Annotated in this window: 18 protein-coding genes; 3 read left to right on the plus strand and 15 right to left on the minus strand. The window is 65.9% G+C overall.

Annotation, left to right across the window (positions count from 1 at the left end):
• Positions 1-19 precede the first annotated feature (19 nt).
• The 9 genes from IAU68_RS10625 to IAU68_RS10665 form a co-directional block, all read right to left on the minus strand.
• Positions 20-1837 carry a FadD32-like long-chain-fatty-acid--AMP ligase gene (locus IAU68_RS10625; RefSeq protein WP_171193852.1) on the minus strand — a complete coding sequence of 606 codons (1818 nt, stop codon included), beginning with the start codon at positions 1835-1837 and terminating at the stop codon, positions 20-22.
• Positions 1838-1840: 3 nt separating this feature from the next.
• Positions 1841-2785, minus strand: coding sequence for a cutinase family protein (locus IAU68_RS10630; RefSeq protein ID WP_171193853.1), 945 nt, complete (start codon positions 2783-2785; stop codon positions 1841-1843).
• Positions 2786-2797: 12 nt separating this feature from the next.
• Positions 2798-3268: a hypothetical protein gene (locus IAU68_RS10635; RefSeq protein ID WP_171193854.1), complete on the minus strand. Its 471-nt coding sequence runs from the start codon at positions 3266-3268 to the stop codon at positions 2798-2800.
• Entirely contained in the window at positions 3268-5211 is a 1944-nt protein-coding gene (locus IAU68_RS10640; RefSeq protein WP_171193855.1) for an alpha/beta hydrolase-fold protein, read from the minus strand. The genes IAU68_RS10635 and IAU68_RS10640 overlap by 1 nt, the downstream gene beginning before the upstream one ends.
• 169 nt (positions 5212-5380) lie before the next feature.
• Positions 5381-6379 (minus strand): alpha/beta hydrolase, encoded by a 999-nt coding sequence (locus IAU68_RS10645; RefSeq protein WP_171193856.1) that lies wholly within the window; start codon positions 6377-6379, stop codon positions 5381-5383.
• 68 nt (positions 6380-6447) lie between these two features.
• The gene (locus tag IAU68_RS10650; RefSeq protein ID WP_171193857.1) at positions 6448-8250 is read right to left on the minus strand and encodes a hypothetical protein; all 1803 of its coding nucleotides are present in this window, start codon (positions 8248-8250) and stop codon (positions 6448-6450) included.
• Between the two features lie 25 nt (positions 8251-8275).
• Positions 8276-9271 (minus strand): decaprenyl-phosphate phosphoribosyltransferase, encoded by a 996-nt coding sequence (locus IAU68_RS10655; protein WP_171193858.1) that lies wholly within the window; start codon positions 9269-9271, stop codon positions 8276-8278.
• Positions 9272-9772 (minus strand): phosphatase PAP2 family protein, encoded by a 501-nt coding sequence (locus tag IAU68_RS10660; protein ID WP_171193859.1) that lies wholly within the window; start codon positions 9770-9772, stop codon positions 9272-9274.
• The gene (locus IAU68_RS10665) at positions 9762-11711 is read right to left on the minus strand and encodes a glycosyltransferase (protein WP_269434856.1); all 1950 of its coding nucleotides are present in this window, start codon (positions 11709-11711) and stop codon (positions 9762-9764) included. The genes IAU68_RS10660 and IAU68_RS10665 overlap by 11 nt, the downstream gene beginning before the upstream one ends.
• A gap of 112 nt (positions 11712-11823) precedes the next feature.
• Between IAU68_RS10665 and IAU68_RS10670 the strand changes: the two genes are divergently transcribed.
• From IAU68_RS10670 to IAU68_RS10680, 3 genes are all read left to right on the plus strand, one after another.
• Positions 11824-13326 (plus strand): SulP family inorganic anion transporter, encoded by a 1503-nt coding sequence (locus tag IAU68_RS10670; RefSeq protein ID WP_171193860.1) that lies wholly within the window; start codon positions 11824-11826, stop codon positions 13324-13326.
• A gap of 27 nt (positions 13327-13353) precedes the next feature.
• Positions 13354-13692, plus strand: a complete 339-nt coding sequence (locus IAU68_RS10675) for a hypothetical protein (RefSeq protein WP_171193861.1) — start codon at positions 13354-13356, stop codon at positions 13690-13692.
• Between the two features lie 112 nt (positions 13693-13804).
• Positions 13805-14752 (plus strand): ABC transporter substrate-binding protein, encoded by a 948-nt coding sequence (locus IAU68_RS10680; protein WP_231699032.1) that lies wholly within the window; start codon positions 13805-13807, stop codon positions 14750-14752.
• A gap of 6 nt (positions 14753-14758) precedes the next feature.
• Here IAU68_RS10680 and IAU68_RS10685 read toward each other — a convergent pair whose 3' ends face one another.
• The 6 genes from IAU68_RS10685 to IAU68_RS10710 all read right to left on the minus strand — a co-directional run bounded on the left by IAU68_RS10685 (position 14759) and on the right by IAU68_RS10710 (position 21485).
• Positions 14759-15526, minus strand: coding sequence for an ABC transporter ATP-binding protein (locus tag IAU68_RS10685; protein WP_171193862.1), 768 nt, complete (start codon positions 15524-15526; stop codon positions 14759-14761).
• Complete coding sequence (locus IAU68_RS10690) at positions 15526-16524, minus strand: FecCD family ABC transporter permease (RefSeq protein ID WP_171193863.1); 999 nt, start codon at positions 16522-16524, stop codon at positions 15526-15528. Before IAU68_RS10690 ends, IAU68_RS10685 begins: the two co-directional genes overlap by 1 nt.
• On the minus strand, positions 16521-17540 hold the full coding sequence (locus IAU68_RS10695; RefSeq protein WP_171193864.1) for a FecCD family ABC transporter permease: 1020 nt from the start codon (positions 17538-17540) through the stop codon (positions 16521-16523). Before IAU68_RS10695 ends, IAU68_RS10690 begins: the two co-directional genes overlap by 4 nt.
• A 6-nt stretch (positions 17541-17546) precedes the next feature.
• Positions 17547-18449 (minus strand): siderophore-interacting protein, encoded by a 903-nt coding sequence (locus IAU68_RS10700; RefSeq protein WP_171193865.1) that lies wholly within the window; start codon positions 18447-18449, stop codon positions 17547-17549.
• Between the two features lie 112 nt (positions 18450-18561).
• A complete protein-coding gene (locus IAU68_RS10705; RefSeq protein WP_171193866.1) occupies positions 18562-19782 on the minus strand; it encodes an ATP-binding protein in 1221 nt (406 codons plus the stop codon).
• A gap of 110 nt (positions 19783-19892) precedes the next feature.
• Positions 19893-21485 carry a cation:proton antiporter gene (locus tag IAU68_RS10710; RefSeq protein WP_171193867.1) on the minus strand — a complete coding sequence of 531 codons (1593 nt, stop codon included), beginning with the start codon at positions 21483-21485 and terminating at the stop codon, positions 19893-19895.
• Positions 21486-21631: the final 146 nt, after the last annotated feature.

The following is a 21631-nucleotide window of genomic DNA, read 5'->3' on the forward strand; positions in this document are numbered from 1 at the left end:
GCCCGGCGCGGGCGTTTTGTTACTTGGAAGCAGCGTGTTCGCGGTCAGTGAAACGCTTCGCGTTGACGCGGCGGGCGATCTTGCCTGCCGACGAGCGCGCGATTTCGCCCGGCGCGTAGAACTCGACCACGTCCGGGGAGATGCCGTGTTTGGCGGTCACGGCGGAGCGCACGGCGTCGATGGCGGCGGGGTCGCCGTCGGTGGTGGCGTCGTCGGCACGCTCGGCGAGGATGACCAGGCGCTCCACGTCGTCGCCGGGGACGGCGAACGCGGCGACGGAGTCCTTGCGCACGTGGTCGGAAGCCTCCATGGCGGTGGCTTCGATGTCCTGCGGGTAGTGATTGCGGCCCGCGACGACGACGAGGTCTTTCACGCGGCCGGTGATGTAGAGGTGGCCGTCGAGCATCGTGCCCAAATCGCCGGTGGCGCACCAGTTGTCCTCCGGCAGGCCGTCCTGGATGGCGCTGGCAAGGGTGTTGCGGAACGTCACCTCGGTCTCCTCCGGGCGGTCCAGGTAGCCGGCGGCGACGTTTTTGCCGTTGACCCAGATTTCGCCGATGGTGCCGTCGGGCTGCTCGGCGCGGGTGTCGGGGTCGACGATGGCGAAGTGCATCCAGTTGACCGGCTGGCCGTTCGACGCCATGGGCACGCCGCCGTCCTGGGGCACGGCCTTGCCCTCGGCGAGCGCGTCGCGGTCGAGTTCGACGAACTTCGGGCGGTCCTCGGTGCGGTCGGTGGACACGAGCAGCGTCGTCTCCGCGAGGCCGTAACTCGGCCGCAACACGGTCCGGTCCAGCCCGGAGGCGCCGAACGCGTCGATGAACGCGGACACGCCCGGCTTGGTCACGGACTCGGATCCGACGATGATGCACTCCACGGCGGAGAAGTCGTACTGCTCGGGGGTCTCCGGCGCGGCGTAGCGGGCGGCCAGGTCGAGCGCGAAGTTGGGGATGCAGGTGTAGATGTGGATATCGGACGGGTCGTCGTCGCGACGCGACAAGCGCTCCACCCAGCGCTTCGGCTGCTGGATGAAGTCGCGCGGGGAGAACAGTTCGATCTCCTGGCCGAGCACAACACCCACCATGGCGACGATCATGCCCATGTCGTGGTGCAGCGGTAGCCAGGTCGGGATGCGCATCGGGGTCTGGAACTGCAGCGCCTCGTTGATCTGGATGATGTCGGTGACAAGCGCCTCGTTGGTGATCATCACGCCGGCCGGGTTGCGGGTGGAGCCGGAGGTGTACTGCAAGAAACAGATCTGGTTCGCGGTGTCCTCGCCTTCTGCGGGCGCGATCGGCTGCCACGCGGCGGCGAGCGTGTCCGGCAGCGCGTCCACCGCGATGATGCGGGGGCGCTCTGGCCCGGGCAGGTGGGCGAAGTGGCGACGCACGGCGGGCGCGCCGGCGGAGTTAGTGATGACGATGTGCGCGTCGGCGTCGGCAAGCACCGCCTCCATGTGGCCCTGGTGGCCGGGCTCGTTGGGGTCGTAGAGCGGCACCGGGACCAGGCCGGCGTAAAGGGCGCCCATGAAACCGAAGAGGTACTCGGCGGAGTTCGGGGCCATAATCGCCACGCGGGAGCCGGGCTCGCCGACCTGGCCGAGACGCGCGGCGACCGCCTTGATGCGGGTGTTGACCTCGACGCGCGTGTACACGGTCGCCTCGCCGTCGGCGTTTTGGGTGAAGTCCCAGTCGCGCAGATTCACCGCGTCGCCAGCACCGGCTTGCAGGTGCGCCTGATGGAGCATCTCGGCCAGGCGCGGGAGGGTGAAGTGCTCCGGCAAGGCGATCTCGCCGTCTGCGCCGATGAATTGTGCTGTCAGTTGTTGCAGGTCCATGGTTTACAAACTCCCTACTACGTCGCGGACCCAATTTACCGTCCATTCCGGCACCGTCGTGCCGGGGATGACGGCCGGGTTGGTCGCGTACATGGCGTGGTTCCCGTTCGCGGCGATCAGCGCGTGCGCCCGGTCGATGGCGTTGCCCACGCCTTGCGGGGCGTCGCAGACGGTGTCGTCCGGTGCGCAGATTTCAAACGCGCGGTCCTCCACGAGGCCGAAGCCGCCAGGCCGCGGACCGGTCATGGTCGCGCCCGGGGTCACGGCGTCGGCGACGCGCTGCAACGGCTGCAGCGCAATCTCCGCGCCGGTGCCGTGCACCTCCGCGCCCGGGTTGACGCCGATGCCATTTTCGCGCCGTCCGTCCGCGATCATCACCGCGCCGAGCAGCCGGTCCGGGTTGATCGGGCCGGCGCTATTGCCTATCGACGACGCCACGTCCCCCACAATCACCGCACCCTGCGAAAACCCGGCGATGATGAACTGCGTCGACGGGCACGTGCGCGCCACGAAGTCGAGTTCGCCACGCAGCTTCGCGGTGCCTTCGGCGCGCGAGTCGTCGTACGTCATCTCCGCGCGGCCGCGGGCGGTTTGGATGTTGCGGAACTGCGCGGTGTACGGAACGGTGAACACGCGCACGTGGTTGATATCGTACATCTCCTGCAGCGGGCGCGTGATCGACAGCATGAAGCTGGCGGGGTTGGCCTGGGGGTTGAAGGGGTCGTCGTCACGCGAGGATTCCCAGGTGCCCGGCACGGAGATGACCTCCACCGCGGGGCACCAGTCGGGTTCGGCAGGCGCTGCGGCCTCCGAGGTGGTTTCGCGCGGCCCGTCCGCGGACGGCACGTCCGTCTCCGAGGTGGTGCGCCACTGATAGATGCCGAGCCCGATCAGCGCGAGCACCACGATGACGGCAGCGACGACGAACACGTTGCGCGATTGGCGCATGGGGCCTCCTTTTTAGCCGCAGAGGTTGGCGCGCGCGGTGTCGCCGATCAGCGTGGCCACAGCGGCCGCGTCCATGTCGGTGCGGCGCTGCTCCACCAGCTGGCCTGCCACGGCGTCGCGGGTGATGGTGTCGTTGTCGCACACCGTAAACCCGGTTGCTGTGAGCTGGTCTTCAAGACCGTCCACGTTCACCCCGTTTTGGCTGAGGTGATCCAGAAAGGCCTGCTCCTCCGGCGAGTAGGCGGGCGCCTGGTGTGGCACAGAGTCCACCTCGCGGGCCGGCTCGTCGCCTGCGCCGTTGCTTGCCGACGACGCCGGCGCCGCCGTCTCCGCCGACGCCGTCGTCGACGTCTCCGCGGTGGTGGAGGTGGCGGTCTCGGTGGTCTCGGTGACCTCGACGTCGTCCGAGTCCACCGTTGCACCGCCGCAGGCGGTCAGGGCGGTGCAGGTGATCGTCGTCAAGCAAAGTGCGAGTTTGCGCATTACTTCTTCCTTACGTCCACCACGCCGTTGACCTGCTTGACCGTGCCGCGCTGGAACTCAATGGTCAGGCCGCCGGCCGGGATCTTCTCCATGTCCTTGACCGGCCAGCCGAGCTCGCCCTGCTCGTAGCCGCGCTTGCCCCACTCGTTGAAGATGTCGCCCTTGAGAATGGTGTGCGCGCCCGTGGCAGCGGACCAGTAGATGTTGCCGTGCTCGAACTCCTGGAAGAAGCCGCCCTTGATCTTGATCTCGTTGCCCACCGGGAAGCCGAGCGCGGAGGTCGCGGTGCCGATCTTTCCGTACTTCTCGCCGATCGCACCGTGGACGATGAAGTGCTTACCGTCCGGGTTGCGGGTGAGGTAGCCGCCCTGGAACTTCTGCACGTAGCCGTTGCCCACCTTGTTGGCCTCGGAGATCGGGTACTTCAGGTCGCCAGTCTCGTAGCCGTTGTTGCCCCAGGCCTTGAACATGTCGCCCGGGATGGCGTACGCGCCGGTGGTCGGGGTCCAGTAGATGGAGCCGTGCTCGAAGTGGACGAAGCGGCCGATGCCGTCCGGGGTGCGGGTCTCGCCGGTGGTCGGGAAGCCGAGCCAGCCGGCCGCGCCACCAAGCCCGTTGTACTTGGCCAGGATCGCGCCGTACAGGGCGTGCGCGCCGGTGGTCGGCGACCAGAAGGCGGTGCCGCCGCGGAAGTCCTGCGCCTTGCCGCGGGCGTCCTTGCCAGCGTTGTACTCGTCGTTGACACAGGTACCGATGACGCCGGACTTGGTCTCTTCCCCGATCGCGCCGATCGGGGTGCACTTCGAGCCGCGGTCGGCCTCCGGCACGTCGAGCGCGTTGGCGATGTACGGCCAGGCCTGCGCCATCTCGAACTGCCAGTACTCCCACGAGTGCACACCCGACGGGCGGAAGCGCACGATCGGCTTGACGGACGTGCGCGACGCGTAGTCCACGAACGTCTGGGTGGACAGGCGCGAGATGACCTCCAAGCCCATGCCGGCGGCGTTCGCGCGGCCCTTAGCCACGGACTCGGCGTTGCCGAAGTCGTCGCGGCCCGAGCCGGACGAGACGTAGACGGTCATGTCCTTCAGGTTCTCGATGCCCAGCTTCGGGTCGTGGTCGATCCAGTCCTGCGAGCCCAGCGGACCCCACATGGCCTCGGCGTTGTAGCCGCCGGCGTCGAGCTGCGCGGCCTTGATCGCAGTCGGCATGCCGGTGGTCGTGGTGTCCAGGTAGCCGGAGAACGAGCCGACGAAGTCGAACAGGTGCGGGTTGCGCTCCGCGAGGTTGACCGCAGCGGTGCCTCCCATGGACAGGCCGACGACGGCGCGGCGGGAGTTGGAGCGGAACTCGTTGTTCAGCACCGGGATGAGCTCCTTGGTCAGGAACGTCTCCCACTTGTAGTGCTTGCCGTTGTTCTCGCGCTGCCAGTCGGAGTAGAAGGAGGACTCGCCGCCGACCGGGAGGATCACGTTGACGTTCTTGTCGGCGTAGAACTGCTCGATGTTGGTTTCGATGGTCCAGCCGTTTTCGTCGTCACGCGCGCGCAGCCCGTCGAGCGCCCACACCTCGGGGAACTTCGCGGTCGGGTTGGAGTGCCAGTCGCGCGCCAGCAGGATCTGCACCTGGATCGGGTGCTCCGGCATGGACGGGGAGTTGATGAACACGGCGACGCGGCGGCTGGTCAGCCACTCGATGCGGTCGACCTTCACGCCCGCGGGCAGGCCCGGCACCTCGGGGTTCTTCTCCACCTCGATCGGCGTGCGCTTCGGCGGGTCGGACGGGCGCAGGCCGTCGGACAGTCCGCGGTTGGACGACAGCGACGACAGATCGGAGGACTGTGCGCCGGCGTTGGGCGCAACCGCGGTCGCCAGCGGCACGGCCAGCGCGGCGGGCAGCAGGGCGGCCATGAGCCTGGTGGTGGTGTTCCGGTTGTCTCGCATGAGTCTCCTACCTCGTCGGGCTACTAGTGTCACAAGAGTTTCACCCTGGATCTTAAGTTTCACTTGAGGGTTTAATCGGTCGCGACACGCGGCGCGTTACCGACGCAGACAAACGGGCACGAAAAAACGCGCCCGGGAGATACTCCCGAGCGCGTCTATATAGCCGGTGTTACCAGGCGTTCATCACATTCAGGATGCGCGGCTTGGTGGCCTCGAGCTGGCTGCCGAACTGGTCCCAGTTGTGCAGGCCGGTCGGGGTGAACACGGCGGTGTGCTTCACGCCGGTCAGGTTCGCCTTGGCGGACCAAGCGCGCGTGGTGGCGTTAGCCACGCCTTCAAGTGCAATGCCGGCGGCTTGGTGCTGCGGCAGGTACTTCTGGTCGGCCGGACCCGGCACGGCGGAGCCGGCGGAGACGTAGACGTCCTTGCCGCGCAGGTTGCCCATGTTCAAAAACGGGTCGTTCTCGTAGCGACGCGGATTGAGCGAGGAGCCCCACATGGCGTTGACGTTGTACATGCCGCCGTCGAGAAGCGCGGCGCGCAGCGCGGTCTGGCCGCCCGGAATCGTCGTGGCGAGGTAGCCCGAGTAGGACAGCACCTGGCGGAACTGCTTCGGGTGCAGCGCAGCGAGGTTAACTGCGGCGGTGCCGCCCATCGACAGGCCGAGAATCGAGTTGTTCGTCGGCGAGACACCGAAGTGGCGCTGCAGATACGGCGGGAGCTCCTTAGTCAAGAACGTGTCCCACTTGTAGGTCACCGGGTGGTTGAAGTCGTACGTCGCCGGAGCGTTCCAGTCGGTATAGAAGGAGGACTCGCCGCCGACCGGCATCACCAGGGTGATGTTGTGGCGTGCGAAGGTACGCGCCGCGTTGACGTCGTTGACCCACGCGTTGGTGCGCTCCGTGGCGCGCAGACCGTCAAGCATGTACAGGCCCGCGTTACCGCCGCGCTGCGCCGGCTGGATCTGCACCGGGATGTGACGCTTCATCGCGGGTGACCACACATTGCAGCGCTGAACCCAGTACTTCACCGGATCCCAGGTGCAGCCGGGGCGCAGCCAGTCACGGTTCGCGGCGCTAGCCTGCGGCGCGCTCACGATGGAGATCGCGCTCAGAATCGCGACCAGCACCGCGGTGAGCTTGCGGCGCACAGAGTTTCGGGTGTTCATACATTCCCCTCAAAACGTGTTTTTCAGGCAAAAGACACGATTACGTTACCAATCCGAAACCTCGACCGCTATTTTTCGCGCTCCCAGGCGATCTGCCTACCGGTCAGCCCGGGGTCCTCCCCAGCGCTGATCTCGCGCAGGGTGGCGTCGTCGAGGTAGGTGGAGGGGTCGTCGTCAAGCATGAGCGTGCGGCCGGGGCCCAGCGAGTAGCGCACGTTGGCCCAGAAGCGGCCCCAACTCATCGGCTCGCGCGAGGTGGCCAGCAGCTCCGCGATCTCCTCCGTACGCAGCGCCGCGCGTGCCTGACGCGCCTGTTGCTTATCGACGAACTCCGGCAACTTGTCCAAATCCGTATCCGCATCCGCGGCCTGCCAGATCTGGTCGAGCGCCTTGTCGTGGCCGACGCGGCCGTCGGGGTCGCGCGGCATGCGCGCCGCGATCGGGGTGGCCAGCCCCACGGTGTCCAGCACGCGCACGTTCAGCGGCGCGTTCATGCTGGTCATGCCAAGGTTGACCATGTAGATCGTCAGCGGCTGGTTGCGCAGGTCGGAGTCGATAGCCTCGCGGTCGCGGATGAACCACTCGTAGAGTTCCGGATCTTCGCTCACGTACGCGAGGCTCATCTGGGCGGAATCCTCATCCATGCCGCGCTCGAGAGCGTCTTCCCAGTTGCGCATGAGCTTTGAGGTGGTGAAGTCCTCGGCGAACATCGGCGGGTCGCCGGCGGGGCGTTTGACGGCCATGGTCCAGAAGTCGCGCTCGTCGACAATGCCGAGTTCTTTTTCGCCGGTGTTGTACGGCTCCCAGTCCACGGGGTGCGCGCGCAGCACGATCACGGTGGCCCACACGACGATCGCCATGCCCACCGCCGCGACGATCCGGTTGTACGGCGCGGCCATCACCGGCAGCAGCAGCGCGAACAGCGGCAGCAGCCACATGCGCCCGTGCATGAAGTCGCCGCCAACGCGCAGCACGTACAGGATGTGGGTAAGCGCTACGCCGGTGGTGAGCAGGACAATCGCTAATCGACGACCCCTCGCACCCCACAGCTGCCACACCGCCACCGTGGCCGCGCCGATGATCGGCAGCGCCAGCCAGTAGTAGCCGAAGAAGTCCGCGAAGTACTCGAAGCCGCTGCGCCACTCGGAGCCGGAGGCCGACTTCGCCACCGCGGTGTGCGGGGTGAGCAGCCCGTAGTAGCCCATGCGGAAGATTTGATACGCGGCCGGCACCGGTAGCGCGGCGGCGAGGATCCCTGGGGTTTTGCGCGGGGTGAACGCGATGAGCAGGATGCCGGTCACGCCGCCGTAGAGCGCCAGTTCCGGGCGCACGAGCCACGACATGCCGCACCAAAACGCGAGAAGGTAGCCGGCCAGGGGCGCGCGTCGTCGCAAAGGTTCTTCCGCCCAGGCGACGAGCAGCGCCCACCAGATCGCGATCCACAGAAGCGACAGCCCCCACTCCAGGCCGGAGGTGGCGAAGTCGCGCGCCGGCGGCAGTGCGATGTAGATGATGATGCCCAGCGGGATGACCGGGCCAACGCGGCCCCAGAACCTGCCCGAGGCGTAGGTGGCGGTGGCGGCCGCCGCGACGGTGCACAGCAGTGCCAGCCACATGGCGATCGACTCGAGGCGGGCGTCGGTAATCCATGCGAACGCGGTGATGAGGTACTGCCACAGCGTGGACGTGTTCGCCTCGACGCGCTCGCCGGCGTTGAACACTGGGCCGTTGCCGGCCAGCAGGTTGCGCACGGTGCGCAGCACGATCAGACCGTCGTCGGACATCCAGCGGCGCAGCCAGCCGCCCCAGAAAGCTGCGACGCCCGCAACCACTGCTGCGGCGAGCGCGGAGATGCGGGCGTTTTTTGTCATTGCGACGATGTTAGTGGCTTTTGGCCTACCAACCTAAGTTCGGCACGACGTAGACCGCCATGACGATGCAGAAGATCCAGGCCGCGGCAAGCAGCTGCAGCACGCGGTCCTCCAGCGCGATCTCGTCCGGCGCGCCGCCCTGGCCGCCGTCGACCACGGAGGCGTAGCGCAAAATCGCGATGACGAACGGCACCATGGACACCTGGTACCAGATCGCCGTGGTGCCTTCGACCGCGTTGGAGAGCTGGAAGCCCCACAGCGCGTACGACATGACCACGGCGGTAGCGGACAGCGTCCACACGAACCGCAGGTACGTCTCGGTGTAGCCCTGCAGCGAGCGGCGGATCTCCGCGCCGGTTTCTTTGACCAGCAGCAGTTCCGCGTACCGCTTGCCGGAGGCCATGAACAGCGAGCCGAACGCGGCGACGAGCAGGAACCACTGCGACAGGTCGATGCCCGCGGCCACGCCACCAGCCATGGTGCGCAGCATGAACCCGGAGGACACCAGCGCAATGTCGATCACCGGGATGTGCTTCCAGCCGAAGCAGTAGCCCAGCTGCAGCGCGATGTAGATGCCGATCACCCAGGCCAGGGCGCCACCGTCGGTAGCCAAAAGCGACAGACCAAGCGCCAACGCGATGAGGATCGCCGCCATGGCGTACGCCAGGCCCACCGGCAGCATGCCGGAAGCGATCGGGCGGAACCGCTTCGTCGGGTGGCGGCGGTCGGACTCGATGTCGCGGGCGTCGTTGATCAAGTAGATCGAGGACGCGCCGAAGCAGAACACGAGGAACGCGAGCAGGATGTCCACCGCGGTCTGCGAGTTAAACGAGTCCGCGCCAGCAGCCAAGGGCGCGGCGAGCACGAGGACGTTTTTCACCCACTGCTTCGGGCGCAGCCCCTTAATCATCGCGTCCGGAAGGTTCTTCGGCGGCGACTTCTTCATCACCTGGTCCACACCCGAGGTGTGGGGCTCAGACTTCAGCAGCGGCTCGTCGACAGGGTTGTGCGTGTGTGCCACTTAAATCCTCTTCTCCGCTTCCATCACGGCCTTCGCACACCCCGCGCCGAGTAGCGCGCCGGCGAGGGTGTCGGTCGGGTAATGCACGCCGAGCACGTTACGCGACAGCATCATCACCGGCACGAGCAACCACGGCGCCTTCGACCCGGTGATGTTCGCCAGGTGCGCGGCCGCGGCCCCCGTGTTCGCGGCGTGCGAGGACGGGAACGACAGTTGCGACGGTGTCTTCACCCCGATCTTCACGCGCGGGTCGTTCGGACGCGGGCGCCGAACGATGCGCTTGAGCACCACCGTCGCGGCGTGCGCAGCAAATGTGCCCACGCCGAGCGCGACCCACTTGGAGCGCCGCTGCTTATCGACGACCGCGCCAGCCGCCGCAACCCCAAGCCAGCCCAAGTCGTGCTCGCCGAAGTGGCTCAAGCCCCGGGCGATCTTCGCCGTGGTCGGGGTGTAGAGCGCATCCTGGATGGCAACGAGCAGGTCCGTTTCCTTACTGGGCATCGAACACCTTCCCCCAGTTGTCGTGGCTGGTCAGTTCCCCGCGCGCGTCGCGGTAGGTGCGCTTGAGTTCCGGCCAGCGCTGCTTGATTTCCTCGCGTAACTGCTTCTGCTCGCGCATGAGGTCGTCGGCAAGCGCCTTGTCCCGCTTGCGGAAGGCCACGCCTGTGCCGCCGGCGGTGGACACTGTGGCGGAATCGACGCGGGCCAGCGTGTACCAGCGGGCTTCGTCGGCGGTGAGGTTGAGCTGCGGTGCGTCCCAGTGGGCGCGGTCCTCGTCCTTGCGCAGGTGCAGCAGCGCCTTGACCGCCCACGGGATCTTCTTGATCTTGGCCAGGCGGCCGCCCATCTTGTTCGTGGGCACGCCCGGCGCGCCGGTGGGCGCGGGCAGGTCGGTCGCGGACGGCAGCACCTGCGCGTCCGAGTACTCCTTGCGGATGCCCTGGATGCGCGGCAGCGAGGATTCGAGGATGTCGAAGAGCTGCTCCGGGCCGGCGAGGAAGTCGCGCATCGCCTCGTTTTGGATCGCGATGGTGGAGTACTCCATGCAGAAGTAGTGCTTCGCGGTGGACTTCTGCATGTTCTTCAGCATCGCCTCCGGGTTGTCGGGCCCGTAGATGGAGGCCACGATGAGGCGATTGCGCATGTGGAAGTAGGCCTGCCAGTCGATCGCGTCGTCCTTGTCCGCCCAGGCCATGTGCCAGATTGCGACACCCGGCCAGGTGACCGTCGGAAAGCCCGCCTCCTTGGCGCGCAGGGCGTACTCGTTGTCGTCCCACTTGATAAACAGCGGCAGCGGCAGGCCCATCTTCTCCGCGACGACGCGCGGGAACAGGTTCATCCACCAGCCGTTGTAGTCCACGTCGATGCGGCGGTGCAGCGGGCGCGAGGTGGTCTTCTTCGGATCCAGGTCCTCTTCCTCGGTGCCCACGTAGCCGAGCGGGTACTTGGCAAAGTCGTGGTCGTACACCGCGTGCTTGGCGGCGGAGAACATGAAGATGTTCGGATCCACGGTCTCACCGGTGGTGCGCAGCTGCGAGCGGTCCTGCAGGTTGAGCATCTGCCCGCCGACCAGGATCGGCTGCTTGGCGTAGCGCGCGGCCTGCACAGAGCGCGCGATGGAGTCCGGCTCGATGGCGATGTCGTCGTCCATGTACAGGATGAACGGCGCGTCCGTGCCGTTGAGCGCCTCGTACATGATGCGTGAATACCCGCCGGAGCCGCCCAGGTTGCCCTGCTGGAAGATGCGCAGCTTGCCGTTGAGGTTCTTTTCGGCCTCGTTGAAGTCCGGCTCGTCCGCCGGGTGCTGGTCACCCTGGTCCGGCATGAGTACATGGCTTATCGACGACTCCACGTACGGGTCCTCCGCCAACGCATGCAACGCGTTGACGGCGTCGCGGGGGCGGTTGAACGTCGGGATGCCCACGGCGACCTGTTTGGGCTGGGGTGGGACCACGGTGCCGTCGTCAAGCACTTGCTCCTTGGGCTCCTGCGGGGCGCACCACGCCGCATCGCTGATGCGCGAATCGTCCTCCGCGGTGACGTCGAACCACAGCCAGCCGCCGTCCTCGAAGTTGTTGAGCTTCAGCGGGATTTCGACGTCGCCGGTGGCCTCGACGTTGGTCACGGCGACGCGGGTGCCGTCGTGTTTCGAGCGGTAGACCGAGATGGTCGCGCGGCCCTCGACACGCATCGCGAGGACCACGCTGTCCAGTTGCGACCAGCGGCGCCAGTAACTCGCCGGGAAGGCGTTGAAGTAGGTCTCGAAGGACACTTCGTTGCCCGCTGGGATGTCGAAACTGGTGCGTTCCGACCAGCGCAGCCGCTGCTTATTCTGCTCCTGCTCGATGAGGTAGAGCATGCGCACATCGTGCGGCTCGCCCTTCTTCGGCATGAGCACGCGCGCGAGGGTGTCCACCGCGAGGTTCTTCGTTGTCTCCACAGCTCTCACTTTCTGTTGTGGGCAGTCGGAGTCAAGCGTAATCGCTGGGTAGTAAATCCCCCGGTGTGGCTCGCGGGGTGTCGGCGTTTCGGAGTCCGCTACTGTCTTCGGCGTGTCTGAAGCAGTTACTCCCGCGCCCACAGGACTCGCCGAGTCGTTCCGTTACGCGTTCAGTTCCGCCGCGCGGCTTCGTCGTGAAGTACTCGCCGGGCTCACCGTCGCCTTAGCGCTCATCCCTGAGGCGATCGCGTTTTCTATCCTCGCTGGTGTGGACCCCGCGCTCGGGTTGTTCGCCTCGGTGATCATGGCGATCACCATCGCGTTCACGGGCGGCCGCCCCGCGATGATCACCGCCGCCACCGGAGCTGTCGCGCTGGTCATCGCCCCGGTCGCCCGGGAGTACGGTCTGGATTATTTCGTCGCCACGGTCGTCCTCGCCGGCGTGCTCCAGATCGTGCTCGCGGCGCTTGGCGTGGCCAAACTGCAGCGCTTCATCCCACGCTCGGTGATGGTCGGCTTTGTCAATGCGCTGGGCATTTTGATTTTCTCCGCGCAGCTCGAGCACCTTATCGACGTCCCTTGGCCCGTCTACCCGCTCGTCGCCGCCGGCATCGCCATCATGCTCGCCTGGCCCAAGGTCACCTCCGCGGTCCCCGCGCCGCTGATCACGATCATCTTGCTTACCGGAGTCGTCGTCGCTGCGGGCATCCGCGTGCCGACGGTTTCCGACATGGGCGAGCTGCCCCACTCCCTGCCCAGCCTGTTCATCCCCGACGTGCCACTGACGCTGGAAACCCTGCGCATCATCGGCCCCTACGCGCTCGGTATGGCGGTCGTCGGCCTGATGGAATCACTCATGACCGCAAAACTTGTCGACGACATCACCGACACCCACTCCAACAAAACCCGCGAATCCTGGGGCCAGGGCGTGGCCAACATCGCCACCGGCCTGTTCGGCGGCATGGGCGGGTGCGCGATGATCGGCCAGACGATGATCAACGTCAAAGAGTCCGGGGCCCGCACCCGCCTGTCCACCCTGCTTGCCGGCGTGTTTCTGCTGGCCCTGATCCTGGTGCTCGGCGACGTCGTCGGCATGATCCCGATGGCCGCCCTCGTGGCAATCATGATCATGGTCTCCGTCGGCACCATCGACTGGCACTCCATCCGCCCCCGCACCCTGAAACTCATGCCGGTGTCCGAAACCGTGGTCATGCTGGTCACGGTCGTCGGCACGCTTGCGACGAGCAACCTCGCCGTCGGGGTCGTGCTCGGCGTCCTCACCGCGATGATCATGTTCGCCCGCCGCGTCGCCCACCTCGCGAGCGTCGAGCGTATCGACGACGCCAGCACCACCACCAGCACCTACCGCATCCACGGCCAACTGTTCTGGGCATCCAGCAACGACCTGGTCTACGCCTTCGACTACGCCGATAGCGCCGAACACATCGTCATCGACCTTTCTACCGCCGAGGTGTGGGACGCCTCCACCGTGGCCACGTTGGACTCCATCACCAGGAAATTCGAGAGCAAGGGCAAATCCGTCAACATCGTCGGCCTCGACGGACCAAGCAAGGACCGCCTGGACCGCCTGTCCGGAAAACTCAACAGCCAATAACGGCGCGTCTCCCGTAGGCTGCGAATCATGCAGTTCAAGGGATACAACGACGACGGTCTCCCGCACGACCCCGCAGGTGGACAACGCAACGGCTCCGGATCGCCGGCGCGCAACTACGCCATCGGCGCAGCCTGCATCGTGGTGGCCGTGCTCTCGTTCGCCTTCCTCACCGGCTCCACCGCCGTGTTCATCGGCATCGCGGGCGCGGTTACCGGCGCGGTGTTTCTGATCATGGGGATCCAGGGCAGCGGCGACCAGCAGCCGGACGCCCTCGAGCCGGGAAACTTCGGCACCCAGGACCCGGGTGCGGACTACGACTGGGATGGCAACTTCCGCCGCGAGTTCGGCGACGGTCAGCACCGCTAAAGCCCGGGCCGCCTAGGTGTTGCCCGGTGGCGGCGGCGTACTCTAAGCTAATCACGTTAGCTTAGGCACACCTAACCCAGGGTGCTTTCGTTCCCGACCGAAAGGGCGAACCTTGAAACGCACTTCCCCGCTGTCGATTCAGCGGCTGACCGCTACCTTCGCTGCGGCTGCGCTGCTGCTTACCGGCTGTTCCAGCGAGTCCGCAGACTCCGGCCAGCGCACCGACGCGGCGGGGTCGAACGACCGCATTGTCACGCTGGGGCTTGGCGACGTGGACACCGTCCTCGCGCTGGGGGAGCAACCGGTCGGCTACGCCACCTGGGAGGCAGAGGGCTCGGGCGATCCGTCCGGCCTCGGACCGTGGGCGAAAGACAAGCTCACCGTCGAGCCGAACCCGATCCGCAACACCACCACCGAGTTCAGCACCGACACCGCTGAGCAGGTCGCAGCGCTCGATCCGACCAAGATCATCGCAGTCAACAGCGGTTTCGACAGCGACACGCAGGCCCTGTTGCAGCAGATTGCGCCGGCGACCTTCCATTCCGACCAACACGAAGACTGGCAGGTGCCGTGGGACGAGCAGATCAAGGAGATCGCGGCGGCTTTGGGCCAGGAAACGGAGGGCGACAAGCTCATCGCAGAATCCGAGCAGGCTTTCGCGGACTTCCGGCAGGCGCATCCGGAGCTGCAGGGCAAGACCGCGGTCATCGGGATGCCCTACGACGGCAAGCTCGGCGTGTACACGGCAGGGGACGGCCGCGGCTCCTTCATTGAAAAGCTTGGGTTTACCATCCCGGACAAGTTCAACGGTGACGGATCTAGCTTCTTCATCGATTGGTCCCCAGAGAACTACTCTGACCTCAACGAGGTGGACTACGTGTTCATCCTGGACTACTACGGCGCGATCGACGCGCTGAAAAACGATGCCTCGTTTGCGAACCTCGACGTCAACACGCGCGGCGGCGTGCACTGGCTCGACACCGACACCGCCAACGCGATGAGCATGCCCAACCCGTTGACCATCCCGTACGCGATCACACAGATTGACCAGGAGCTCTAGAGCGCGCTAGCGGGGCACGATCAGCGGCCCTCCTGCCACCGGGTCCTCGGTGACCACGGCGGGCAGAGAGAATACGTCGGCAAGCAACTGCTCCGACACAACCTCGGCGGGCGTGCCCGCCGCTTGCACCTCGCCGCCTTTCATCACGACCAACTGGTCGGAAAAACGCGCCGCGAGGTTCAAATCGTGCAGCACCATGACCACGGTGCGCGCCATGTCATCGGCGAGACGGCGAATAAGTGCAAGTAACTCGACGGAGTGGGAAAGGTCCAGATACGTGGTCGGCTCGTCCAAAAGCACGAGCGGGGTGTCTTGGGCGAGCACCATCGCGATCCACGCGCGCTGCCGCTGCCCGCCGGAGAGCCTCTCGAGCGGGCGCTCCGCAAACTCGGCCACCTGAGTCAGCTCCATCACCTCGTCCACCGTCGCGCGGTCTTTCTCCGATGTCTGGCGCAGCCACGTCTGATGCGGGTGGCGCCCGCGCTCGACCAGGTCCCGCACCGTCAGCCCATCCGGCGCTACGGGGGTTTGCGGCAGCACCGCGAGCGTGCGAGCGATCTCGCGGCGTTTCATCTCCGCGGTGTTTCGGCCGTCCAGGACCACCTCGCCGCGCTCGCGCGGGATCAGGCCAGCGACCGCACGCAACAACGTCGATTTACCGCAGCCGTTCGGTCCAACAATGGTGGTGACGCCGCCGCGCGGGACGTCGAGGACGAGCCCGTCGATGATCGTTGCCGCACCGTAGCTGACGGTGAGATCACGCACGTGAAGCATTACAAGGTCACCTTTCTGGTCGCGCGCATCAGCGCATAGAGCAAAGCCGCCCCGCCGAACGCCGACGTGGCCACGCCTACCGGCAAGTCTCCCGGCACAACGGTGCGCACTGCGAGGTCAGCACCGGCGACGATCAGCGCGCCGGCAATCATCGCGGTGCCAAGTGGGGGCGTGGGGGCATGCGCTAATCGACGGCCCACGTGCGGCGCCACAAACGCCACAAAAGCAATCGGACCTGAAGCCGCCACCGCCGTCGATGTCAACGCCACGGCAAGCACCATGAGCACAAGCTGGGTGCGCCGCGGATCGACGCCCAGTCCCGCAGCCATGTCGTCGCCGAGAGAGAGGGCTTCGAGCTGGAATGACGCCCAGCGCAGCAGCGGCACAACCAGCACAAGCGCCACCAACACAGCGGCGGCGTCACCCCAACCCGAGGATCCGACCGAGCCGGTCAACCACGCCTGGGCTTTGCCCACATCGCGGTAGTCGGCGCGGACGAGGAGGAACGAGTTGTACGCCACCGCCAAGGCGTTGAGGATGATGCCGGCGAAGATGAGCTGAAACGAACCCAGACCGCCCCCGCGGCTGAGCCACCACATCGCCAAGGAGACCGCTATCCCGCCGACAAACGCGCTCAGTGGCACCCCGAGCGCGCTGAGCAGCGCCCCGGTGCCGCCACCCGCGAGCAGCGCTGTAAGTGCGAACGACGACGCACCTGAAACAACGCCCAGGATGTCGGGGCTGGCCAGCGGGTTACGAGTGATCGTCTGAAAGATCGCGCCCGCGAATCCGAGCGCGGCCCCCACCGCCAGCGCCGTGGCAACACGCGGCAGGCGCCACTCGACGACCACGGTGCGGGCCATGCCGGTGGACTGTCCGGTAAGGGCGGCGAGGACGTCGTGAAGCCCAAGCCCGAATTCACCCACCATGATGCCTCCGAGCGCGACGGCGAGCCCACAGGCAGCGAGCACGACATTGACTGCAAACGTGCGGGTCACAGCTTCGCCCCCTTCCGCAGCAGATACAGGGCGAACGGGGCGCCGACGAAAGCAAGGGTGATGCCAACTTGCAGCTCACCGGGGCGGGCGATGACTCGGCCGGCGACATCCGCGAGGAGCAGCAGCGTCGCACCGGCGAGCGCGGAGCACGGCAGCACCAGCCGGTAATCCGGCCCGGTCAGGGAGCGGACGATATGCGGCACGACCAAGCCGACAAACCCGATCGGGCCCGCCCCCGCCACAGCTGCACCGGCAAGCAGGGCGACCAGCAGGATCCCCACCGCGCGTGCAGCCGCGACGTTGACGCCGAGAGAGTGCGCGACGTCATCGCCCAGGTTCACCATGTTCACCCGGTTCGCCGTGGCGAACGCAGCCACCAGGCCGACCAGTATGACCGGGGCGACGGCGGCGACGATGTGCATGTCCCGGCCCGCGACGGAGCCCGCCGTCCAAAACCGCATATCATTGAGGCTTTGCGTACTGGTGAGCACGATGCCGCTGGTCAGCGCGGAACACACCGCCCCAAGCGCGGACCCGCCGAGTACTACCGTGATCGGGGTGGAACCGCGGCTTCGCGCGCTCAGTGCGAAGACGAGCACTACCGCCATTGTCGCGCCGAGGAAACCGACCCCCACCGCGACCAGCACCGGTAGCGAGCCGAACACCGCAGTTGCCGCAGCCACCGCAAGCGCCGCCCCCGGGGCGATGCCCAGCAGGTTTGTGTCCGCCAGCGGGTTTCGTGTGTGCCCCTGGAGCAGGGCTCCCGCTGTGCCTAGCGCGGAGCCAGCGAGCAGGCCGAGCAGCGTGCGTGGAACCCGCAGTTGGGCAACCACTTGCGCTTCCTCGCTGACCTGCCCAGATTCGGTGTGGAACGCGAGGGCAAGCCCGTCACGCACAGCGCTGACGCTTTCGGCCAAGCTCATCTGCCGCGCGCCGACGGCGAGCGAGAGCAACACCGCGGCGACAGCCGAAATTCCGAGCACAATGGCGAATCCCGCGTGTTTAGTCGCACTCATGGCCTGTCACCGCCAATACCCCATGAACGAGACATGCTCGCGCGGCAACCCCGCCTCCCTAACCAACAGACGGCGCATCGCTTTCACCGAAGTGTTCTTGCCGGCGATCCAGTAGTAGGTGTGTCCGGACGCGCCCGCCCCACCGTTGATGGGTTCCCCGCTTCCCGAATACGTCGGGGTTTCCCAGACATTGTCTCGCTGTACTTCACCGTCATTATCGGGCTCATCGGTGGTGGGAGCTACTGGGCCCCGCAGCGGCTCAATGTCCTGTTTAAGCTGCGCGTAGAGCGTGTCCCCATGCCCGACTTCGGGCTCGGTGCGGAAGTGCCAGCGGACATTAACGTGGGCAGGCGCATCGATTTGAAGGCTGTTGCCCACCGGCACCTCAATGTCAGCGGAACCGGCGAGGTCTTCGGGCCAGTCCTCCAGCACTCGGGAAATCGCCGGAAGAGCAGTTTCATCGCCGTACAGTCGAGCCGCCGCGGCAGCGCCGGGAGCGAATTCGATGCCGACACCGGACGCGTCATGGCGGGTCGGCCCGATGATCCACAGCGCCTGCCCGGGCAGCGCGCTTTCCGCCCACGCGGAGGCCGGCCCAGCGTTGTGGCTGTGCAGCACGAAATCCACATCGAGTTCGTCCGGGTCACCGTCGTTGCGCCGGAGGGCGCGAATGGAGTAGGTGCGGAGATGCCCGCGCGTGTGTTCCGGCATGGCGCGCCAGAGGTCCCACCACCCCTCGGCCGGCAAATCAACAAGCCCTGCCGCCGACGGGATGATGAGCTTGATCCGCAGATCCATGATGGGCACAGCGGGGCCCATTGCGTCGACACCAGTGAACGTCACACGTTGAAAATTCGGCGCGATGCGCTCGCTGCGAACGACTGTTGCGTGGAAGGGCCGGAAACTCACCGAAAGGACTATATAGGATTGCCTAACTTAACAAAAGTGTTGGACTTGCCGATCAGCAAAGGCTCCTACTGCTGCCACACAGATGGGCCACTCCTCCGAAACTAGCATTTAGCTACGGACCCAGAGCCCCAATGGGGATCACCGCGACTCCGTCGTTGCGGCGAAGTGCGGGACCGCCGGAGGTGATCACCACCAATGCCGGGTCGTCCTCTAGCTGGGCTGCGAACCGTTTGAGGGTGTCAGCTGCGTGGTCGATTACCTCGGGGGTGTAGCCCAGTTTCACTTCGACAAGCACGTCCCGGCCGCCGACGTTCGCGATGGCGTCCACCTTGAGCTTAGTGTTCAAACGGGCGTGGTACACCGTTCTGCCCGTGAGCGCGCGTAGTTCGTGCACCACCAGGGATTCGAAAAGTTGGCCAAAGTAGGCGGGATCCCGAAGTAGGTGTTCCGGTCCCCGATCCAATACCGCCATAGCAAAGGACGGGTCAGCGAGATGGCGCTTCGGTGCCTTCCTCAGCATCGCTTTGGAGCGCAGGTGCGTGAACCATGCGGGCTGATCCACAGAGACGAAGATATTCGCAAGAGCATCGAGATAGTCCCGGGTTGTCTCCCGCGAGGTATCTGAATCGGTCGCGATAGTTTGCAGCTCCAGCTCGGTGCCCACACCACGAGCTAACGAACGGATCACCCGCCGTACTCGCTCTGAATCACGATTCACTCCACCAACCGTGTGGATGTCTACGTCCGCAACGGTTTGTACGTAGTCGCGGACGTTTTCCAATGCGTCTTCAAGCGGGAGACCAACGTTATAGGGAAGACCACCCCGACACACGCGTTCCACAAGTCTCGGCAGCGTGAGTGCTGGTGCCGAAAACGGCAACGGGTCGCCTGCAACCGTCGCGGCAAGTGACACCGACCCGTCGGATTCCCCGGTTTCAAAAAGGGTCATCGTCGACATGGTCATTCGCGCAAACCGGCCCGCACCCGAGTGGCTAGTTGCGTCCGCCCCAGGAGCCGTGGATCCGGTGAAAATGAACTGCCCTTTCGCCTGGCGCTCATCAATAGCGTGTCGAGCGAAATCCCACAGTCTCGGCTGCAGCTGCCATTCGTCGATAAGCCGCGGTGTGGTTCCCTCGAGCAGCAGCCGCGGATCAGTTTTCATAGCGAGGGTGACGCCGGGATCTGTCTCCACGTTAAGAAAGCTCGCAGATTGCTGTTTCGCAGTTTCAGTCTTACCGCAGCCTTTCGGCCCCTGAATGAGTACGCCGCCCTGCCTGCGAAGCGCTCGTTCCAATTCTGCGTCTGCCAAGCGCGGAATGTAGCCGTTCACCATACGACCGCATAGTAGCAGCTAAAGGAGTCAGCTTGGCATTTTGAAACGTTCTAACTTGGCGTTTTGAAAGCGGTTCGCTTGGCGTTTTGAAAACGGGTTCCGATCGTCGATTAGCGCTCCGGCTCCCAGATCCTGCTGGGCGCGGCCAACGCGTTGCGCTCGCGGGAGAGAATGAGCCTATCCAGGTCGGCTAACACAGCGTCCACATCCGCGGGGTTGTACTGGCGCTCCCGGCGCGCCTGCTGCAGCTCGCGGCTGGCCGCACGCAGCGCGACGGTCTGCAGTTGGGCGGCACCTGCGCGGGCGCGGTTGAACGCGGCTTTGCGCTCTTCGGAGCCCTCCGGGTCCTGCAGCCGCTGCTCGGCAATCGAGTCGAGGCGTTCCTGGATCATCGCGTAGGCCTCGGGCGCGTACTCCTCGCCGTGCTCACGCACCGCCTTGCGCGCGGCGTCGAAAGCGCGCTGGTTGAGCTCTTCGATGTCCTTGTCGCCGGCGGGTCCGTTCTGCAGGTCAAGCTTATCGACGAGCCACGGCAGCAACAGCCCCGGAATCACCATCGTGCAGGTCAGCACCGTCAGCGCGATGACGGACAGTTCGCGGTGGTAACTGGTTGCCGACGCCGGGATTGCCAGCACGAGTGCCAGCGTCACCAGCCCGCGCATGCCAGCCCATGCCATGAGCAGGACTTCCTGCATCCGCAGCGGCGACACGTTCGCGCGGCCTTTGCGCTGGTTCATCTTGCAGAGCACCCACATCCAGGCGAAACGCACGGCGAACGCGACGAGCGAGAGCACCACTCCAACCTGCACCGCCTGCCAGATGTGTGTTCCGGCGGTGTCCATCGCATCGCGCACGCTCATTCCGATCAGCCCGAAGGCGACACCGGTGAACAGCAGCTCGACGGTCTCCCAAAACGAGTGGCCGGTCAGGCGATCTTCCGCAGTCATGGCGGAGCGTGATGACATCTCCACCGCGGCAATCACGATCGCGATGACGCCCGAGGCTTCGATCGCCTCGCACCCGGCGTAGATCGCGAACGGCAGCACCCAGGTGAACGCGGTGCGGATGACAGAATCCGGCACCGTGTTGGCGAACACCGCGGCTAGCCTGCCGACGACTAACCCCACCAACACAGCCACCACCGCCGCATAGAGGAACTGCAGCGCACCCTTGCCAAAGTCGACCTCGCCATGTGCGACCGCCGCGGCCATGGCGACGTTGAAGGTGACGATGGAGGCGGCGTCGTTAAACAGCCCCTCCGTCTGCAGCGTTCCAGTGATGCGCTTCGGGATGCCGGCCGGGCCCGCCACCGCGTCCACCGCCACCGGGTCCGGCGGGGCGATCGCCGCCGCAAGCACCATCGCGGTGGCCAGGCTCAACCCCGGCAGCATCCACATCGCGGTGGCGGTCAGCGCAGCGATGGTGAGGAACACCAGGATCACCGACATCGTGACCACGACATTGAGCTGCGAGCCGATCTGCCCCCAACTCGTGCGTCTGGCGAGCGACCACAGCAGCGGCGGTAGGAAGATCGGCAGGATGAGGTGCGTCGGGATCGAGACCGTGTCCACCCCAGGGATGAAAATGACCGGCGCCACCACGATGGTCAGCAGTGCCGGCCATGGCAGGCCGGTGCGCTCACCGATGGCGGCGACGAAGACGGTGGCGAGCAGTAGTCCGATGATTGCGATGAATGTTCCCACGACGGGGCATCTTACGACGCTCGAGCAAAGTCGGTAGCTAGATGGGCATAGCTCGATGACGATAGTTGCAGGTCAGACGGTTTTGCTTGCTACGGCGACGCCGCCCGCCGAAACGCTCTGACCAGGGACTATTGACATCGGACTAT

This window comes from Corynebacterium lujinxingii (genome assembly GCF_014490555.1).
GTDB classification, from domain to species: domain Bacteria; phylum Actinomycetota; class Actinomycetes; order Mycobacteriales; family Mycobacteriaceae; genus Corynebacterium; species Corynebacterium lujinxingii.